Source organism: Acerihabitans sp., assembly GCF_036398755.1.
Lineage (GTDB): Bacteria > Pseudomonadota > Gammaproteobacteria > Enterobacterales > Enterobacteriaceae > Acerihabitans.
On record NZ_DASWOM010000050.1, the window covers coordinates 1 to 15,506 of the forward strand.

At 60.7% G+C, this 15,506-nt stretch carries 16 protein-coding genes; 10 read left to right on the forward strand and 6 right to left on the reverse strand.

Features of this window, described 5'->3' with window-relative positions; genetic code table 11:
• Window positions 1–111 precede the first annotated feature (111 nt).
• The 5 genes from VGC33_RS08785 to modC all read left to right on the forward strand — a co-directional run bounded on the left by VGC33_RS08785 (window position 112) and on the right by modC (window position 4,474).
• A complete protein-coding gene (locus VGC33_RS08785; RefSeq protein WP_331120374.1) occupies window positions 112–447 on the forward strand; it encodes a hypothetical protein in 336 nt (111 codons plus the stop codon).
• A 242-nt stretch (window positions 448–689) separates the two neighbouring features.
• Window positions 690–1,799, forward strand: a complete 1,110-nt coding sequence (ddlA, locus tag VGC33_RS08790; protein ID WP_331120375.1) for a D-alanine--D-alanine ligase — start codon at window positions 690–692, stop codon at window positions 1,797–1,799.
• A 148-nt stretch (window positions 1,800–1,947) separates the two neighbouring features.
• Complete coding sequence (modA, locus tag VGC33_RS08795) at window positions 1,948–2,727, forward strand: molybdate ABC transporter substrate-binding protein (RefSeq protein ID WP_331120376.1); 780 nt, start codon at window positions 1,948–1,950, stop codon at window positions 2,725–2,727.
• Complete coding sequence (gene modB, locus VGC33_RS08800; protein WP_331120377.1) at window positions 2,727–3,416, forward strand: molybdate ABC transporter permease subunit; 690 nt, start codon at window positions 2,727–2,729, stop codon at window positions 3,414–3,416. Before modA ends, modB begins: the two co-directional genes overlap by 1 nt.
• Window positions 3,416–4,474 carry a molybdenum ABC transporter ATP-binding protein ModC gene (gene modC, locus VGC33_RS08805; RefSeq protein WP_331120378.1) on the forward strand — a complete coding sequence of 353 codons (1,059 nt, stop codon included), beginning with the start codon at window positions 3,416–3,418 and terminating at the stop codon, window positions 4,472–4,474. Before modB ends, modC begins: the two co-directional genes overlap by 1 nt.
• Window positions 4,475–4,542: 68 nt before the next feature.
• Here the strand turns inward: modC and VGC33_RS08810 are convergent, their stop codons facing one another.
• Window positions 4,543–5,364 (reverse strand): pyridoxal phosphatase, encoded by an 822-nt coding sequence (locus VGC33_RS08810; protein ID WP_331120379.1) that lies wholly within the window; start codon window positions 5,362–5,364, stop codon window positions 4,543–4,545.
• Window positions 5,365–5,539: 175 nt separating this feature from the next.
• On the opposite strand from VGC33_RS08810, the gene pgl reads away from it, so the two are divergent.
• A complete protein-coding gene (pgl, locus tag VGC33_RS08815) occupies window positions 5,540–6,535 on the forward strand; it encodes a 6-phosphogluconolactonase (RefSeq protein WP_331120380.1) in 996 nt (331 codons plus the stop codon).
• 152 nt (window positions 6,536–6,687) lie between these two features.
• Here pgl and VGC33_RS08820 read toward each other — a convergent pair whose 3' ends face one another.
• From VGC33_RS08820 to bioA, 4 genes are all read right to left on the reverse strand, one after another.
• Window positions 6,688–7,170, reverse strand: a complete 483-nt coding sequence (locus tag VGC33_RS08820; RefSeq protein WP_331120381.1) for a kinase inhibitor — start codon at window positions 7,168–7,170, stop codon at window positions 6,688–6,690.
• Between the two features lie 12 nt (window positions 7,171–7,182).
• Window positions 7,183–7,863, reverse strand: a complete 681-nt coding sequence (locus tag VGC33_RS08825; protein ID WP_331120382.1) for a type 1 glutamine amidotransferase domain-containing protein — start codon at window positions 7,861–7,863, stop codon at window positions 7,183–7,185.
• 52 nt (window positions 7,864–7,915) lie between these two features.
• The gene (gene curA, locus VGC33_RS08830) at window positions 7,916–8,959 is read right to left on the reverse strand and encodes an NADPH-dependent curcumin/dihydrocurcumin reductase (RefSeq protein WP_331120383.1); all 1,044 of its coding nucleotides are present in this window, start codon (window positions 8,957–8,959) and stop codon (window positions 7,916–7,918) included.
• 135 nt (window positions 8,960–9,094) lie between these two features.
• A complete protein-coding gene (gene bioA / locus VGC33_RS08835) occupies window positions 9,095–10,384 on the reverse strand; it encodes an adenosylmethionine--8-amino-7-oxononanoate transaminase (protein ID WP_331120384.1) in 1,290 nt (429 codons plus the stop codon).
• Window positions 10,385–10,487: 103 nt separating this feature from the next.
• On the opposite strand from bioA, the gene bioB reads away from it, so the two are divergent.
• From bioB to bioD, 4 genes are read left to right on the forward strand one after another with little or no spacing between them, the layout of a single operon-like run.
• Window positions 10,488–11,525 (forward strand): biotin synthase BioB, encoded by a 1,038-nt coding sequence (gene bioB, locus VGC33_RS08840; protein ID WP_331120385.1) that lies wholly within the window; start codon window positions 10,488–10,490, stop codon window positions 11,523–11,525.
• Window positions 11,525–12,682, forward strand: a complete 1,158-nt coding sequence (bioF, locus tag VGC33_RS08845) for an 8-amino-7-oxononanoate synthase (protein WP_331120386.1) — start codon at window positions 11,525–11,527, stop codon at window positions 12,680–12,682. The genes bioB and bioF overlap by 1 nt, the downstream gene beginning before the upstream one ends.
• Entirely contained in the window at window positions 12,663–13,421 is a 759-nt protein-coding gene (bioC, locus tag VGC33_RS08850; protein ID WP_331120387.1) for a malonyl-ACP O-methyltransferase BioC, read from the forward strand. Before bioF ends, bioC begins: the two co-directional genes overlap by 20 nt.
• Window positions 13,422–13,426: 5 nt before the next feature.
• Entirely contained in the window at window positions 13,427–14,143 is a 717-nt protein-coding gene (gene bioD / locus VGC33_RS08855) for a dethiobiotin synthase (RefSeq protein ID WP_331120388.1), read from the forward strand.
• A 138-nt stretch (window positions 14,144–14,281) separates the two neighbouring features.
• Here the strand turns inward: bioD and VGC33_RS08860 are convergent, their stop codons facing one another.
• Entirely contained in the window at window positions 14,282–14,992 is a 711-nt protein-coding gene (locus VGC33_RS08860; protein WP_331120389.1) for an ATP-binding cassette domain-containing protein, read from the reverse strand.
• Between the last annotated feature and the right edge of the window lie 514 nt (window positions 14,993–15,506).

Here is a 15,506-nt window from a genome sequence, read left to right on the forward strand (position 1 = left end):
CAATGAAAATAGTTTCTTGTTTATTAGTTTAATGGATTCATTAATTGTACAGATTAATTAATTACCTGATGGGAAGTGTTTTGATTGTCCATATATCTGGGGAGCATAATAATGGCTAGCCATCACTCATTTGAAGAAATAAAAAAAACGCTTGCCATGATTTCCGGATATATTGCGGATGATCAGACGGGCCGGCTTAACGTCGATGATGAACAAAACTTCGATGCTATCTACCAGGAACGCCTGACGCGTCTTTTCGCCAGCTATGCCGATGCCCGGCTTGCCGCGCAGCGCAATGACCACAGGATGCTCAAAGCCGCGCTTATGCAGGCCAAGATGCGCACCATGTCGTTAACCACCTTTTTCACCGCCCTGGAAGACGATTGCATCGCCCTGTTGTCTTATTGCGATGCCGATGCTATGCCCGCCGGGCAGGATGCGCAATAGGGCAATAACCGCCATTAACCTCGGTTTTTTAACTTGTTGCCGGTGCGAAACAACCCGTTGGGGACGTTGCCGGACAGGCCGGCCATGCGCCTTTGGCCGCAAGGGGTTCACGCCAGATTCGCGCTGTAAATGTTATCGCCGTACCTGTTTTTACATCAAGTCCATCCCAGGCTTTACTTGCCTACCTCGGGCTAATACTCTGTTGGCGTTGAAGTGACGTTTTAGCGATCAAAGAGGATGCGATGGAACAAACGGAAAAGGGCAAGCAGCGCCTGGCGGTGCTGTTCGGTGGGAAATCCACCGAGCATGAAGTCTCGCTACGGTCGTCGATTAATGTAATCAATGCGGTCGACCGGCAGAAATTTGACCTCACACTCATCGGCGTCGATAAACACGGCCGGTGGACCCTGTGCAATGAAGCCGATTACCTGCTTTACCCGGACGACCCGGCGCGAATAGCCCTGGCTCCTTCTACCCGCTATCTGGCGGTGGTGCCGGGTAGCAACGCCGCGCAGCTGATTGATATCACCAGCGGCCAGGCGCTGCCCGCCGTTGATGTGGCCTTTTCCGTGCTGCACGGCGCCGCCGGCGAGGATGGATCGGTGCAGGGTCTGCTGCGGGTACTGGACATTCCCTTTGTCGGGCCGGATGTGCTGGGCTCCGCGGTCTGTATGGACAAAGACATGACCAAACGGGTGCTGCGCGACGCGGGCCTGCCGGTGACGCCGTCGGTGACGCTTCACCGCAGCGATGCCGCCGCGGCGGATTTTGACGCCGTCGTGGGCCGGCTGGGACTGCCGCTGTTTATCAAGCCGGCCAGCCAGGGCTCCTCGGTTGGTGTCAGCAAGGTGGTGGATGCCGCCGGTTTCAGGCAGGCGCTGGATATGGCTTTTACCTTCGATCACAAGGTCCTGGTTGAAACGGCAATCAATGGGCGGGAAATCGAAACGGCGGTGTTGGGTAACGACACTCCCGCCGTCAGTGTCTGCGGCGAGATTGTCGCTAATGATGAATTTTATGCCTATGACACTAAATATCTCAAGGGCGGACAGGCGGAGCTGGAGATACCGGCACTGCTGGATAGCGCCGTCAGCGATGAAATGCGCCTGATCGCCCAGGCCGCTTTCCGGGTACTGGGGTGCGCGGTCATGGCCCGGGTGGATTTTTTCCTGACGCAAGAGCAGGAAATCATTATCAATGAAGTGAATACCCTCCCCGGTTTTACCTCTATCAGCATGTATCCAAAATTGTGGGAAGCCAGCGGCTTGACCTACCCACAACTGGTCGACAGGCTGATTACCCTGGCGCTGGATCGCGCCCGGGACGCGGCCGATATCAAAACCGACCGATAAAGTCACGTCCTACCACGGCGCCCCCTTTCCAGGGCGCCGCGGCGCTTTTTGCTTCCGCCGTAACATTTCATTACTCCCTACAATAACTAATGACAAATATGATCACGCGTTATATTATTTTTTGCATAACGATCATTAAAGGTGAACTATGACTACTCTACGTTTTAAATGGATTGCCGGTGCGGTATTGACCGCGGGATTAAGCTTTCAGGCGCTGGCCGCGCCGGCGGCGGATAAGGTAACGGTATTTGCCGCCGCTTCGCTGACCAATGCCCTGCAGGATATAGCTAAAAATTATCAACAGGATCATAAAGTCGAGATCGTCTCGTCTTTTGCCTCATCCTCCACCCTGGCGCGCCAGATAGAGCAGGGCGCGCCGGCCAATATGTTTATCTCCGCCGATCAGCAGTGGATGGACTACGCGCAGGATAAAAAGCAGATTGTCAACGACACCCGTTATACCCTGCTGGGTAACGAACTGGTGCTGGTGGCGCCGACATCGAGCACCCTCAAGCCCTTTACCATCGACAAAAAGACCGACTGGACCGCCTTGCTGAAGGGCCAGAAACTGGCGGTGGGCGATCCGGATCATGTTCCGGCGGGTATTTACGCCAAGGAAGCGTTGCAGAATCTGGGCGCCTGGGATCAACTGTCGCCGGTGATGGCCCGCGCCAGCGACGTTCGCGGCGCGTTAGCGCTGGTTGAGCGTGAAGAAGCGCCGCTGGGTATCGTTTATGGCTCGGATGCGCTCTCAAGCAAAGGGGTCAAGGTGGTGGCCACGTTCCCGAAAGACAGCCATAAACCGGTGGAATATCCTATGGCGCTTATCAAGGATAACGCCACGCCGGCGGCCAAAGCCTTTTATGACTACCTGAAAACCCCGGCGGCATCGGCGGTGTTTAAACAGAACGGCTTTACCCCGAGATAATGCCGCTGACAGAGTACGAGTGGCAGGCGGTTGCCTTAAGTCTGAAAGTATCGCTCCTGGCGGTCGCCTGCAGTTTGCCTTTTGGCATCCTGATGGCATGGATACTGGTGCGCTGGCGATTTCCCGGCAAAGCCTTATTAGACGGCATTATTCACCTGCCGCTGGTGCTGCCGCCGGTGGTGATCGGCTATCTGCTGCTGATAGCACTCGGCCGCCGGGGATTTATCGGCTCATGGCTGTACCAGCTTACCGGCTTTAGCTTTAGTTTCAGCTGGCGCGGCGCGGCGCTGGCCTCGGCGGTGGTGGCCTTTCCTTTAATGGTGCGCGCCATCCGCATGTCGCTCGAGGCCATCGACCTGCGGCTGGAGCAGGCGGCCCGCACCTTGGGCGCTGGCCCCTGGCGGGTCTTTTTCACCATTACGCTGCCGCTGTCGTTTCCCGGCATCGTCGTGGGGACGGTATTGGCTTTTGCCCGATCGCTTGGCGAGTTTGGCGCCACCATCACCTTTGTATCCAACATTCCCGGTGAAACCCGCACTATTCCGCTGGCCATGTACACCCTGATCGAAACCCCCGGCGCGGAAGGCGCGGCGGCGCGCCTGTGCGTGCTGGCCATCATCCTGTCGCTGGCCTCGCTGCTGATAGCCGATTGGCTGGCCAATTGGGGCCGCAGGCGGCTGGGGGGCTGATGCTCGAGATCGATATCAGCCAACGGCTCGGTGACACCACGCTCGAGGTCAAGGCCGACGTGCCCGCCAGCGGCATTACCGCTGTTTTTGGCGTTTCCGGCGCCGGCAAGACTTCGCTGATTAATGCCGTTGCCGGCCTGACGCGCCCGCAGCGCGGACATATTATCCTTAACGGACGCATCTTGTTTTCATCACAACGGCGCATCGCCCTGCCGCCGGAGAAGCGCCGGATCGGCTACGTTTTCCAGGACGGGCGGTTGTTCCCCCATTATCGGGTGCGCGGCAACCTGATGTACGGTATGGCGGCGTCCATGCGTCCGGAGTTCGACGCCATTGTCTCATTGCTGGGTATCGATCATCTGCTCGGACGTTTCCCCATCACGCTTTCCGGCGGCGAGAAGCAGCGGGTCGCCATCGGCCGCGCGCTGCTGAGCGCGCCGGAGATACTGTTAATGGACGAGCCGCTGGCGTCGCTGGATTTGCCGCGCAAGCGCGAGCTGCTGCCTTATCTGGAGCGTTTGGCCGCTAAGGTTAACATTCCGATCCTGTATGTGACCCATAGCATGGAGGAGATTGTGCAATTGGCGGAACGGGTGCTGATCCTCGATAACGGCCAGTTGAAAGCCTTCGGCGGCCTGGAGTCGGTATGGGCGAGCAGTGCGCTGCGGCCCTGGCTGCCGCGCGAAGAGCAAAGCAGCGTGCTGGCGGTCAGGGTGGATGGTCAGCATCCGGATTACGCCATGACCGCCCTGTCGCTTGGCCGAGAGCGATTGTGGGTCGGCCGCGTGGCGTTGCCGGCGGGCAGCCCGCTGCGCATTCGCGTTGCCGCCACCGATATCTCCCTGGTGATGACGCCGCCCGCGCGCAGCAGTATCCGCAATATCCTGCCCGCCACCGTGCGTGAATGCCTGACGGTGGGCGACCAGATTGAGGTGCGGCTGGATATCGACGGCCATACGCTCTGGGCGCGCGTAAGCCCCTGGGCCAGGGATGAGCTGGCGCTGGCGCCGGGCATGGCGCTTTATGCGCAGATTAAAAGCGTTTCGATCAACGCGTAAGCCCGGTCATCGCCCGGCCCGTTGCGCCACGACGGGTAATGCGCCGTCCGGCTTAACCGTCTGAAGCGTTAGCCCAGTACTCGCTGATAAATAAAGTCGGCAATGGCCGTGGATTCATTATCGCCGATGGTGGTGTCGGCGCGCGCCTTGATGGCGTCATCGCTATTGCCCATCGCCACGCCCAGGCCCGCCGCTTCCAGCATGCTCAGATCGTTAAAATTATCGCCGAACGCAATGACCTGATCCATGCTTAATCCTTCGGATTCCACCCACTGCTGCAACATCTTGCCTTTACTGTTGCCCTGCTGTGCGATATCCACCTGATCATGCCATGACCATTCGCAGGCCAGCCCCATCTCCTGCTCCACCACGCCGGCAAAGGCGCGCAGTTTTACCGTATCCGGATAGGAAGTGGCGAATTTCCAAATGGAGTCGGCGCGCTCGGCGGCCTCAAACAGGTTGTCCACCTGTACCAGGTTTGGCCGTTGCGCCTCCGGCAGGGTCTGTGCCCAGGCCTGCGAGCGGATCACGTGATCGCTGGGCTGTTCGTAGATCATCGCGTCATCAACATAAATCAAGCCATGGATATCATAGCGCTTAAGCAGCTCCAGCACCCGCCGTGCCTGTGCTTTTTCCAGAGGATTGGCGCTGATGACCCGCTTTGCCTGGTAATCATAAAGATAGGTGCCGTTACAACAAATAGCGGGCGTTTCAATCTTTAGCGCCTGGTAGAAAGGATGGATTGCCACGTGATGGCGACCGGTCACAACGACCACCTGCATACCCGCCGCGCGGGCGTCATTCAAGGCATTAAGCGATTGCGGCAGAATTCTCTTTTGCCGATCCAGTAGGGTGCCGTCAAGATCCAGGGCGATTACGCGATAGGTCATAGTTTTCTCATTATGCGAAAGAGTAAAGTCATGGCAGATGGTACACCGTTAGCCGGGTGTGGAAAACTGGGAAAAATGTCGGTGGATAACAAACAACAACAGTGAGATGCTAAACGCGGAAGAATTGTTAACCTCTTATAAATGCCTGAGCGCTCGTGCCAATAAAGGAGAACCCATGAAGCAGATCGTCTATGTCGCCAGTCCTGAAAGTCAGCAACTGCATGTCTGGCAAATGGATAACGAAGGTCAGCTGGCCCTGCTGCAGGTGGTAGACACCCCCGGGCAGGGGCAGCCGATGGCGATTAACCCGGCGAAAACCCATTTGTATATCGGCGTACGCCCGGATTTTGGCGTGGCCAGCTACCGTATTGATGAACAGGGCCTGTTGACCGAGGCCGGTATGGCGCCGCTGCCCGGCAGTCCAACCCATGTGAGCACCGATCGCCAGGGGCGTTTTTTATTCTGCGCCTCTTACAGCAACAGCTGCGTCAGCGTCAGTCCCATCGATGAACATGGTATCGCCGGCGCGCCGATCCAGGTAGTGCATGACCTGGTTAACTGCCATTCCGCCAATGTCGATCCCACTAATCAGATACTTTGGGTGCCCTGTCTGAAGGAAGATCGCATTCGTCTGTTTGATATCGCCGCCGCGGGCCAGTTAAGTCCGCGCCGGCCCGAGGCGGTGGATACCGTCAGCGGCGCCGGGCCGCGCCATATGGTCTTCCATCCCCAGCGGCAGTATGCCTATTGTATCAATGAGCTTAACAGTTCGGTTAATGTCTTTGCGCTGGATGAGTCGGGAAGCGTGCCGCGCATTATCCAGACGCTGGATCTTATGCCGCCGGGATTCACCGATACCCGCTGGGCGGCGGATATCCATATCACGCCGGACGGCCGTTATCTCTACGCATGCGATCGCACCGCCAGCGTTATTACCCGTTTTGCCGTCTCTGAGGACGGCAGCATACTGGAGATACTCGGCTACCAGCCGACCGAAACCCAGCCGCGCGGCTTTAATATCGATAATGAAGGCCGCTTCCTGATAGCCGCGGGGCAGAAGTCGGGGCATATCGGGGTTTACCGCATAGAAGGCGACACCGGCGGATTGACGCCGCTGGCGCGCTATCCGGTGGGGCAGGGACCGATGTGGGTCTCGATCCTGGAACTGTAGTTTCGTTTGCGGCGGGGTATGAGATAGTGTTTATGCCGTCTCGGTGACGGTTTCGCCGAGGCGGCATAAACCAAGCTGCAAGTCGCGAGCGTCCCGCCGAGGCGGCATAAACCATGCCGCAAGCCCCCGGGGGAACCGTGACCGTGGCGCCATCAGTTATAGGTAACGGTCAGCGTCGCCTTGCCCAACGAATGGAAATGCACGTTAAATCCCACCACCGCGCCGCTGGCGTTCTCATCCACCTCAATGCTCTCTACGTCCAGCGCGTGCACGCTAAACTGATAACGATGAGTATCCCCTTGCGGCGGCGCCGCGCCGCCATAGCCCGCTTTGCCGAAATCGGTACGGCATTGCACCGCCCCGGCCGGCAGATTCACCAGGCCTGACCCGGCCCCCTGCGGCAACGCCCGCGCATCGGCCGGTAAATTGGCCACCAGCCAATGCCACCAGCCGGAACCGGTCGGCGCATCGGGATCATAAACGCTAATCACAAAGCTTTTGGCGCCCTCGGGCGCGCCGTCCCAGGCCAGGTGAGGCGAAATATTCTCACCGCTATAGCCCATGCCGTTAAATACGTGCCGTTCAGGCATCTTTTCGCCATCCCGTAGATCGTTACTGCGCAAGGTAAAAGCCATATCCGCTCCTTATCAGCAATTAAGCAATTTCAACACATTCTGCGCGGTGACCGCCGATGACCCCGGATTCTGGCCGGTGACCAGATGACCGTCTATAACCGACAACGCCTGCCAATCGTCCCCCTTGATATAATCGCCGCCCAGCCGTTTAAGCTCATCTTCCACCAGGAAAGGCACCACCTTGGTTAACTGCACCGCCTCTTCCTCGCTATTGCTAAAACCGGTCACCCGCTTGCCCGCCACCAGCGGCGTGCCGTCTGGTTTCTTCACATGGCGCAGCACGCCGGGCGCATGGCAAACCGCGCCGACCGGTTTGCCGGCGGCGAAGGTATTTTCAATCAGGGCAATCGAATGCTTATCTTCCGCCAGATCCCACAACGGGCCGTGGCCGCCGGGATAAAATACCGCGTCGAAATCCGCCGCGTCCAGGGTCGCCAGTTTAACCGTATTGGCCAACGCCCGCTGAGCGGCGCGATCGGTGCGAAAACGCTCGGTATCCTGGGTCTGGGCATCGGCGTCGTCGCTTATGGGATCGAGCGGCGGCTGGCCGCCCTTGGGCGAGGCCAGGGTAATCTCGATTCCGGCATCGTGGAAAATATAATACGGCGCCACCAGCTCTTCGAGCCAAAAACCCGTGGGTTTACCGGTATCGCCCAATTTATCGTGCGACGTCAGGACTATTGCAACTTTCATCGATTATCTCCGTCATTCAGTCATCGTATTATGGCGGCGGCGAAGGGGATATTTACAGCTGGTCGCTACCGACCCGCACCACCAGCTTGCCGAAATTCTTGCCCTCCAGTAAGCCGATAAAGGCCTGCGGCGCCTGTTCAAGGCCATCGACGATATCTTCGCGCATGACCACCTTGCCTTGGCCGACCCACGGACTCATCGCCTGGATAAATTCGTCGTAACGGTGGGCATAGTCCAGGGTAATGATATATCCCTGCATTCGGATGCGTTTGCGCAGCAGCAGCGCCTGTAAAAAGGGCAGGCGATCCCGGCCTTCGGGCAGCTCTTGCATATTGTAGTTGGCAATCAGGCCGCACAATGGGATACGGGCGGAGGTATTGAGCAACGGTATCACCGCGTCGAACACCGCGCCGCCGACATTTTCAAAATAAATATCGATGCCGTCCGGGCAGGCGCGGGCCAGCTGCCCGGCGAAATCCGGGGCGCGGCGATCGACGCAGACGTCAAACCCCAGCGTCTCCACCGCGTAACGGCACTTGTCCTTGCCGCCGGCGATGCCTACCGTCCGGCAGCCTTTCAGCCGCGCCACCTGGCCGACCACCGAGCCGACCGCGCCGCTGGCGGCGGCCACCACCACTGTTTCGCCGGCTTTAGGCTGGCCGATATCCATCAGGCCCATATAGGCGGTAAAACCGGGCATGCCCAGCACGCCGAGCGCCCATGAGGGATGCGCCAGGGCATCGCCCTGGAGTTTTTTCACATCGCCGCCGTCGGACAGGGCGTAATCCTGCCAGCCGCTATAGCCCAAGACCCAGTCTCCCGGCGCAAAATCCGCATGATTACTGGCCTCGACGCGCGACACCGTGCCGGCGCCCATCACCGCGCCAAGTTCCACCGGGGCGGAGTAGGATTCGGCGTCGTTCATCCGGCCGCGCATATAGGGATCGAGCGACAAATAAACGGTGCGCAGCAAAACCTGGCCATCGCCGGGCTGCGGGATGGCGGCGGTTTCCAAACGTAAATTGTCCGGCACCGGCGCGCCCGCGGGGCGGGAGGCCAGGACAATGCGCCGGTTGGTTTGCTTAGTCTGGTTCATCATATTTCCCTAGGCTACTTTTACCTGTATCAAGCCGGATGCGGATCGCCAGGCGTTGATCGCCGGGTATTGATCATAGCGTATAGACCCTCGACCCGCTTGGCCGGCTACCTTTATCTTGTCGTCACGGCGTTTTCAGGCGGTGAAATGCGCCGGTTCGTCCAATGACGCGGCCAGCGCGCTTATCAGCATCGATAACTGGTCCGGCTGGATAATATAGGGCGGCATGAGATAAATTAAGCGGCCAAACGGGCGGATCCACACCCCGCGTTCGACAAAAAAGCGTTGCAGCGCCGCCATATTCACCGGCGAGCGGGTTTCAATGACGCCGATGGCGCCCAGCACCCGCGCGTCGATAACCTGCGGATGCGCCCGCAGCGGCAGCAGCCCCGCGCGTAGCTGCCGCTCGATCGCCGCCACCTGTTCCGGCCATTCGCCCCGTTCCAGCAGCGCCAGGCTGGCGTTGGCGGCGGCGCAGGCCAGCGGATTGGCCATAAAGGTCGGGCCGTGCATAAAGCAGCCGGCCTCGCCGTCGCTGATGGTATCGGCCACCGCGCGGGTGGTCAGGGTGGCGGACAGGGTAAGGTAGCCGCCGGTCAGGGCCTTGCCCAGGCACATGATATCCGGCGCGATGTCCGCGTGTTCGCAGGCGAACAGCCTGCCGGTGCGGCCGAAACCGGTGGCGATCTCATCGGCAATCAGCAGCGTATCGTGGCGATCGCACAGTTCACGCACCCGCCGCAGGTAGGTGGGATGATAAAACCGCATGCCCCCCGCGCCCTGCACAATCGGCTCCAGGATCACCGCCGCCGGCCGTTCGCCGCCGCGCGCCAGCCGGGCGGCCAGCTCGTCGGTATCCTCTTCCCGCCACGCTTCGCCAAAACGGCACTGCGGCGCCGCGACAAAATCATGTTCCGGCAGGTAACCCTGGTACAGCCGGTGCATGGAGGTGTGCGGATCGCAAACCGCCATGGCGCCGAAGGTATCGCCATGATAGCCCTGGCGCAGGGTCAGCAGGCGTTTGCGGCGCTCGCCCCGCGCCTGCCAGTATTGCAGCGCCATCTTAATCGCCACCTCCACCGCCACCGAGCCGGAATCCGCCAGGAACACGCATTCCAGCGGCGCGGGGGTCATGGCGACCAGGCGACGGCAAAGGGCGACGGCCTGCGGATGGGTTACTCCGCCGAACATCACATGGGACATCCGCCCGAGCTGCGCGCCCACCGCCTGGTTGATTGACGGGTGGTTGTAGCCATGGATCGCCGCCCACCAGGAGGACATGCCGTCCACCAGCCGGCGGCCGTCGGCAAGCTCCAGCTCGCAGCCCGCGGCGGCGACGACCGGGTAGACCGGCAGCGGCTCGGTCATGGAGGTATAGGGATGCCAGATATGACGCTGGTCGAAAGTCAGATCGTCGGGATGCATAAATAAGTTGTAAACCGGATTATAGAATATTTGGTTGACAGTATAACGGCTTGTTTTACACTGGCGAAACTATTTTACGTCATAACGCGAGACGAAAACTCCCATGCAGCATAACCCGCACTGGACACTGCAACAGGCCCAGGCTCTGTTTGCCAAACCCTTCATGGATCTTATGTTTGAAGCGCAGACCGTTCACCGCCAGCACTTTGATCCCCATCAAATCCAGGTCAGCACGCTGTTGTCGATCAAGACCGGCGCCTGTCCCGAGGATTGCAAATATTGCCCGCAAAGCGCCCGCTATAATACCGGCCTGGAAGCGGAGCAGCTGATGCAGGTGGAACAGGTGCTGACGTCGGCGCAAAAGGCCAAGGCGGCCGGATCCACCCGTTTTTGCATGGGCGCGGCGTGGAAAAATCCACGCGATCGCGATATGCCCTACCTTGAGCAAATGGTGGAGGGCGTCAAGGCCATGGGCATGGAAACCTGCATGACGCTTGGCATGCTAAGCGAATCGCAGGCGCAGCGGCTGGCGGCGGCCGGCCTGGATTTCTACAATCATAACCTGGATACGTCGCCGGAGTTTTACGGCTCGATCATTACCACCCGCACCTACCAGGATCGCCTGGACACGCTGGACAAAGTGCGCGGCGCGGGTATCAAGGTCTGTTCGGGCGGCATCGTCGGACTGGGTGAAACCATCGCCGATCGCGCGGGTCTGCTGGTGCAACTGGCCAACCTGCCGGAGCCGCCGGAAAGCGTACCGATCAACATGCTGGTCAAGGTCAAGGGCACGCCGCTGGCGGAGAATGACGAGGTCGACGCGTTCGATTTCATCCGCACCATCGCGGTGGCGCGGATCATGATGCCCCGTTCCCATGTCCGGCTGTCCGCCGGGCGCGAGCAGATGAGCGAGCAGACCCAGGCGATGTGCTTTATGGCGGGCGCCAATTCCATTTTTTACGGCTGCAAGCTGCTGACCACGCCCAATCCCGGCGAGGATCAGGATCTGGCGTTGTTTCGTAAACTCGGCCTCAATGGGCAGCGGCATCAGACCGACGCCGGGGATAACCAGCGTCAGCAACAACTGGCCGGACAACTGCTGGCGGCGGATACCGCGCAGTTCTACAACGCGGCGCGCTGATGGACTGGGGCGAAAAAATCGACCTGGGCCTGCGCCAGCGGCGGGAAGCGGATGCCTACCGTCAGCGCCGGGCCATCACCGACGGCAACCACCGCCTGCTGGAATACCAGGGGCGGCGCTACCTGAATTTTTCCAGCAACGATTACCTTGGCCTGGCACGCGACGCGCGGGTTATCGCCGCCTGGCGGCAGGGCGCGGCGCGCCACGGGGTGGGCAGCGGCGGGTCCGGCCATGTTACCGGCCACAGCGCGCGCCATCAGGCACTGGAACACCGGCTGGCCGATTGGCTGGGCTATGAACGCGCGCTGTTGTTCACTTCCGGCTATGCCGCCAACCAAGGGGTGGTCTGTGCGCTGGCCGGCAAGGACGATCAGATCCTGGCGGACAAACTTAGCCATGCCTCGCTGCTGGAAGCGGCGGCGCACGCGCCGGCGCAGCTGCGCCGTTTTCAGCATAACGACGCCGGATCCCTGGCGCGGCTGACGCAAACGGCGTGCGCGGGCGTGCGCCTGGGTATTACCGAGGGGATATTCAGCATGGACGGCGACGGCGCGCCTTTGGCCGCCCTGCATCAGGTGATGCGCGCCGCGGGCGGCTGGCTGCTGGTGGACGATGCCCATGGCTTCGGCATCCTCGGCGAACAGGGCAGGGGCAGCGCCTGGGCGCAGGGGTGCCATCCGGAACTGCTGGTGGTGACCTTCGGTAAAGCCGCCGGGGTGGGCGGGGCGGCGATATTGTGCGCGCAGCCGGTGGCGGAATATCTGCTGCAGTTTGCCCGCCATCTTATCTACAGCACCGCCTTGCCCCCGGCCCAGGTGTGCGCCATCGACGCATCCCTGGACGCCATCGCCGCCGGTGATGAACTTCGCCACCGCCTGCGGCGCAATATCGCCCGGTTTCGCCAGGGCGCCGCCGGGCTTGGCTACCCGCTCGGACCATCGGAAACCGCCATCCAGCCGCTGCTGGTCGGGGATAACCAGCGGGCGCTGGGCCTTTGCGAACGCCTGCGCGAACAAGGCTGCTGGCTCACCGCCATCCGGCCGCCGACGGTGCCGCCGGGCGGCGCCCGGCTGCGCATCACCCTTACCGCCGCGCACCATGAGGCGGATATCGACAGGTTATTGGAGGCTTTGCATCATGCACGCCAATGCGCATAAAGCGGGCATTGCCCGCGCCTTTGGCCGCGCGGCGGCGGATTACGAACATCATGCCGCCCTGCAGCGGGAAAGCGGCGATCGCCTGACGGCGCTGCTGGGCGCGCAGCCGGGCCGCTGCCTGCTGGATGCCGGTTGCGGCACCGGCTGGTTCAGCCGCCGCTGGCAGGAGGCCGGCAGCCGGGTGGTGGCGCTGGATCTCTCGCCCGCCATGCTCGCCGAGGCGCGGCGCCACCGCTCGGCATCGGTCTACCTGGCAGGGGATATCGAGCGTTTGCCGCTGGCCGACGCCTGCGTCGATATCTGCTTTTCCAACCTGGCGGTACAATGGTGTGACGATCTGCCCCGCGCGCTGGCGGAGTTTTATCGCGTCACCCGCCCAGGCGGCCTGATTGCCCTCTCCACGCTTGCCGAGGGATCGCTTGGGGAATTGCAGCATGCCTGGTCGCAGGTGGACCAGGGGGTCCATATCAACCGCTTCCTGACGGCCGGGACGATTGACCGGGCGTTTGCGCCGTACCGGCACCGGCTGAGCGCGGCGCGCCATACCCTGCATTACCCGCACCTGTCGGCGCTGCTGCACGGGCTGAAGGGCGTGGGCGCCGGCTACCTGCGCGACGGACGTACCCCCGGGCTTACCGGACGGCGGCGTCTGGCGCTTCTGGACGCGGCATGGCAACGGCAGACAGCGGGTTTGCCGCTCAGCTATCAGCTGATTTATGGACTGATTTATCGGGACTGACTATCGTGACACAACGTTATTTTATTACCGGCACCGATACCGATATCGGTAAAACCCTGGCCACCCGCGCCCTGTTGCAGGCGGCCAAAGGTGCCGGGTGGCGCGCCGTCGGCTATAAGCCGGTGGCCGCGGGCTGCCGTCGGACCGCCGACGGGGCGCGCAACGACGATGCGCTGGCGTTGCAGGCCGACAGCGGCATCCGGGTTCCTTACGAACAGGTCAATCCGCTGGCCCTGTTGGCGGCAACCTCCCCCCATCTCGCCGGCCGCGATGAGGGGCGAACCCTCGACCCCGCCGTCATGACGCACGGCCTGGAAATCCTGGCGCGGCAGGCGCACTGGGTCTTTATCGAGGGCGCGGGGGGATGGTTCACCCCGCTTGGCGACAGCCTGTCCTTTGACCAGTGGGTGGCGGACCAGCATCTGCCGGTGATCCTGGTGGTCGGGCTGAAGCTGGGCTGCATCAACCATGCGCTGCTGACGGCGCAGGCGATCCGCCAGGCCGGCCTGCCCCTGGCGGGATGGATAGCCAACGATCTCTCGGCAACGCCGCACCGGCGCGCCGACTACCTGGCGACGCTGCGCCAGCGGCTCGTTGCGCCGCTATTGGGGGAAATACCCTGGCTGGCGGATCCAGACACGGCGGCGCTTGCCGACTTTATTGATTTGGGGCCGCTGCTGGCGCATTCGCGGGAAGACGTTAACGCCGCGGAGAGGGCGTAACGATAACGGCCGGGACGTTAAAACCTGCGCATGTCCCGGCGGGGGGATAAACCTGGGTAATACTTTGCCATGAAGTTTGCTGTGAAATGAGTCATATACCGGCGTCTTAGGTGCGTGGTTGCTATTATACGTATACGGCTATACGGCAAGATAGGTTTGGATCAGGCTGTCATCAAGCTTGTCCAGCGTACCCTGCGCGACGTTGCATCCCCCTTCCAGCAGGCAAAACCGGTCTCCCAGGGCGGGGGTAAAAGGCAGTTGCTGCTCAACCACCAGCAGCGTCAGGCCAAAATCCCGCTGCAGCCGGCGGATATTCAGGCCTATTTCCTCCACCACCGACGGCTGGAAGCCTCCGGTGGGCTCATCCAGGATCAGCAGTTCGGGTTCCAGCACCAGCGCGCGCGCAATGGCCAACTGCTGCTGCCCGCTTTCCGTTAAATCCCCGGCGCGCTGATGGCGCATCTTATGCAAGCCGGGAAACAATTCGTAGACCATGGGGGGAACCTGATGGGTTTTATTGCGGCCCGCCAGCAGGGCGACGCGCAGGTTTTCGTCCACGCTGAGCTGCGAAAAAACCTGGCGGCCCTGCGGGACGTACCCGATGCCCAGCGCGGCGCGGCGCTCCACCGGATGCTGAAGTAAATTCAGTTCCGCCTCACCGGCCGGTTGCCAGGTAACGGTGCCGCTTGAGACCGGCAGATGACCCATGATACAGTTAACCAAGGTGGTCTTGCCGACGCCGTTGCGCCCCAATACATAGGTACAGTGGCCGGGAGGCAACTCCATGCTGATGTCCCGCAATATCTGCTTGGGTCCAAAAAACTGATTCACCGCCTGCAAACGTAACATAAGAATCCTTCCCCCATTTTTTAACATTATTACCCTAACCACCAAGCAACTATCAGGCCAATCTTGGCGCAACCGCGCGCGATAACGGGATGACCGCGCTTGCGGTGGTATGCCGGCGCAGAAACGTGGCGGCGCCCGGCCTTGTTCAGGCAAATCGCGGCCGTTTGCACGCTCAGGGTGCCGGGAAGGATTTTGGTGGTGCAATTCAGCAACGCGCGGCTAAACCAGCACTATACCGGTGCGTGGGCGGGTATTTTTTGCTGAAGACATTCACTCTTTAGCTGCCGGGCAATAGTGCTTTTTAGTATAAGAAAAGTCTTACAGCGGATGAAAAATAGCTAAAAAAACGCCAATTTGTCATTTGCCTGTCATCAATGTCGGCATTGCGGAACACAGGCCACCAGCGGGGCGGTAAGACTTATCCACTATTCCTGTGGATAACCGTGTGCATTAGGTTTAGAAAAGCCCGGCTGAACGAGAGCGGGCGCGGCCTCGTGCGGATTTGCCTGTATTC

Excerpts from the sequence above, each read along its gene's own strand:
- VGC33_RS08785 (WP_331120374.1), top strand. The coding sequence starts at position 112 with ATGGCTAGCCATCACTCATTTGAAGAAATAAAAAAAACGCTTGCCATG.
- ddlA (WP_331120375.1), top strand. The coding sequence starts at position 690 with ATGGAACAAACGGAAAAGGGCAAGCAGCGCCTGGCGGTGCTGTTCGGT.
- modA (WP_331120376.1), top strand. The coding sequence starts at position 1,948 with ATGACTACTCTACGTTTTAAATGGATTGCCGGTGCGGTATTGACCGCG.
- modB (WP_331120377.1), top strand. The coding sequence starts at position 2,727 with ATGCCGCTGACAGAGTACGAGTGGCAGGCGGTTGCCTTAAGTCTGAAA.
- modC (WP_331120378.1), top strand. The coding sequence starts at position 3,416 with ATGCTCGAGATCGATATCAGCCAACGGCTCGGTGACACCACGCTCGAG.
- VGC33_RS08810 (WP_331120379.1), bottom strand. The coding sequence starts at position 5,364 with ATGACCTATCGCGTAATCGCCCTGGATCTTGACGGCACCCTACTGGAT.
- pgl (WP_331120380.1), top strand. The coding sequence starts at position 5,540 with ATGAAGCAGATCGTCTATGTCGCCAGTCCTGAAAGTCAGCAACTGCAT.
- VGC33_RS08820 (WP_331120381.1), bottom strand. The coding sequence starts at position 7,170 with ATGGCTTTTACCTTGCGCAGTAACGATCTACGGGATGGCGAAAAGATG.
- VGC33_RS08825 (WP_331120382.1), bottom strand. The coding sequence starts at position 7,863 with ATGAAAGTTGCAATAGTCCTGACGTCGCACGATAAATTGGGCGATACC.
- curA (WP_331120383.1), bottom strand. The coding sequence starts at position 8,959 with ATGAACCAGACTAAGCAAACCAACCGGCGCATTGTCCTGGCCTCCCGC.
- bioA (WP_331120384.1), bottom strand. The coding sequence starts at position 10,384 with ATGCATCCCGACGATCTGACTTTCGACCAGCGTCATATCTGGCATCCC.
- bioB (WP_331120385.1), top strand. The coding sequence starts at position 10,488 with ATGCAGCATAACCCGCACTGGACACTGCAACAGGCCCAGGCTCTGTTT.
- bioF (WP_331120386.1), top strand. The coding sequence starts at position 11,525 with ATGGACTGGGGCGAAAAAATCGACCTGGGCCTGCGCCAGCGGCGGGAA.
- bioC (WP_331120387.1), top strand. The coding sequence starts at position 12,663 with ATGCACGCCAATGCGCATAAAGCGGGCATTGCCCGCGCCTTTGGCCGC.
- VGC33_RS08860 (WP_331120389.1), bottom strand. The coding sequence starts at position 14,992 with ATGTTACGTTTGCAGGCGGTGAATCAGTTTTTTGGACCCAAGCAGATA.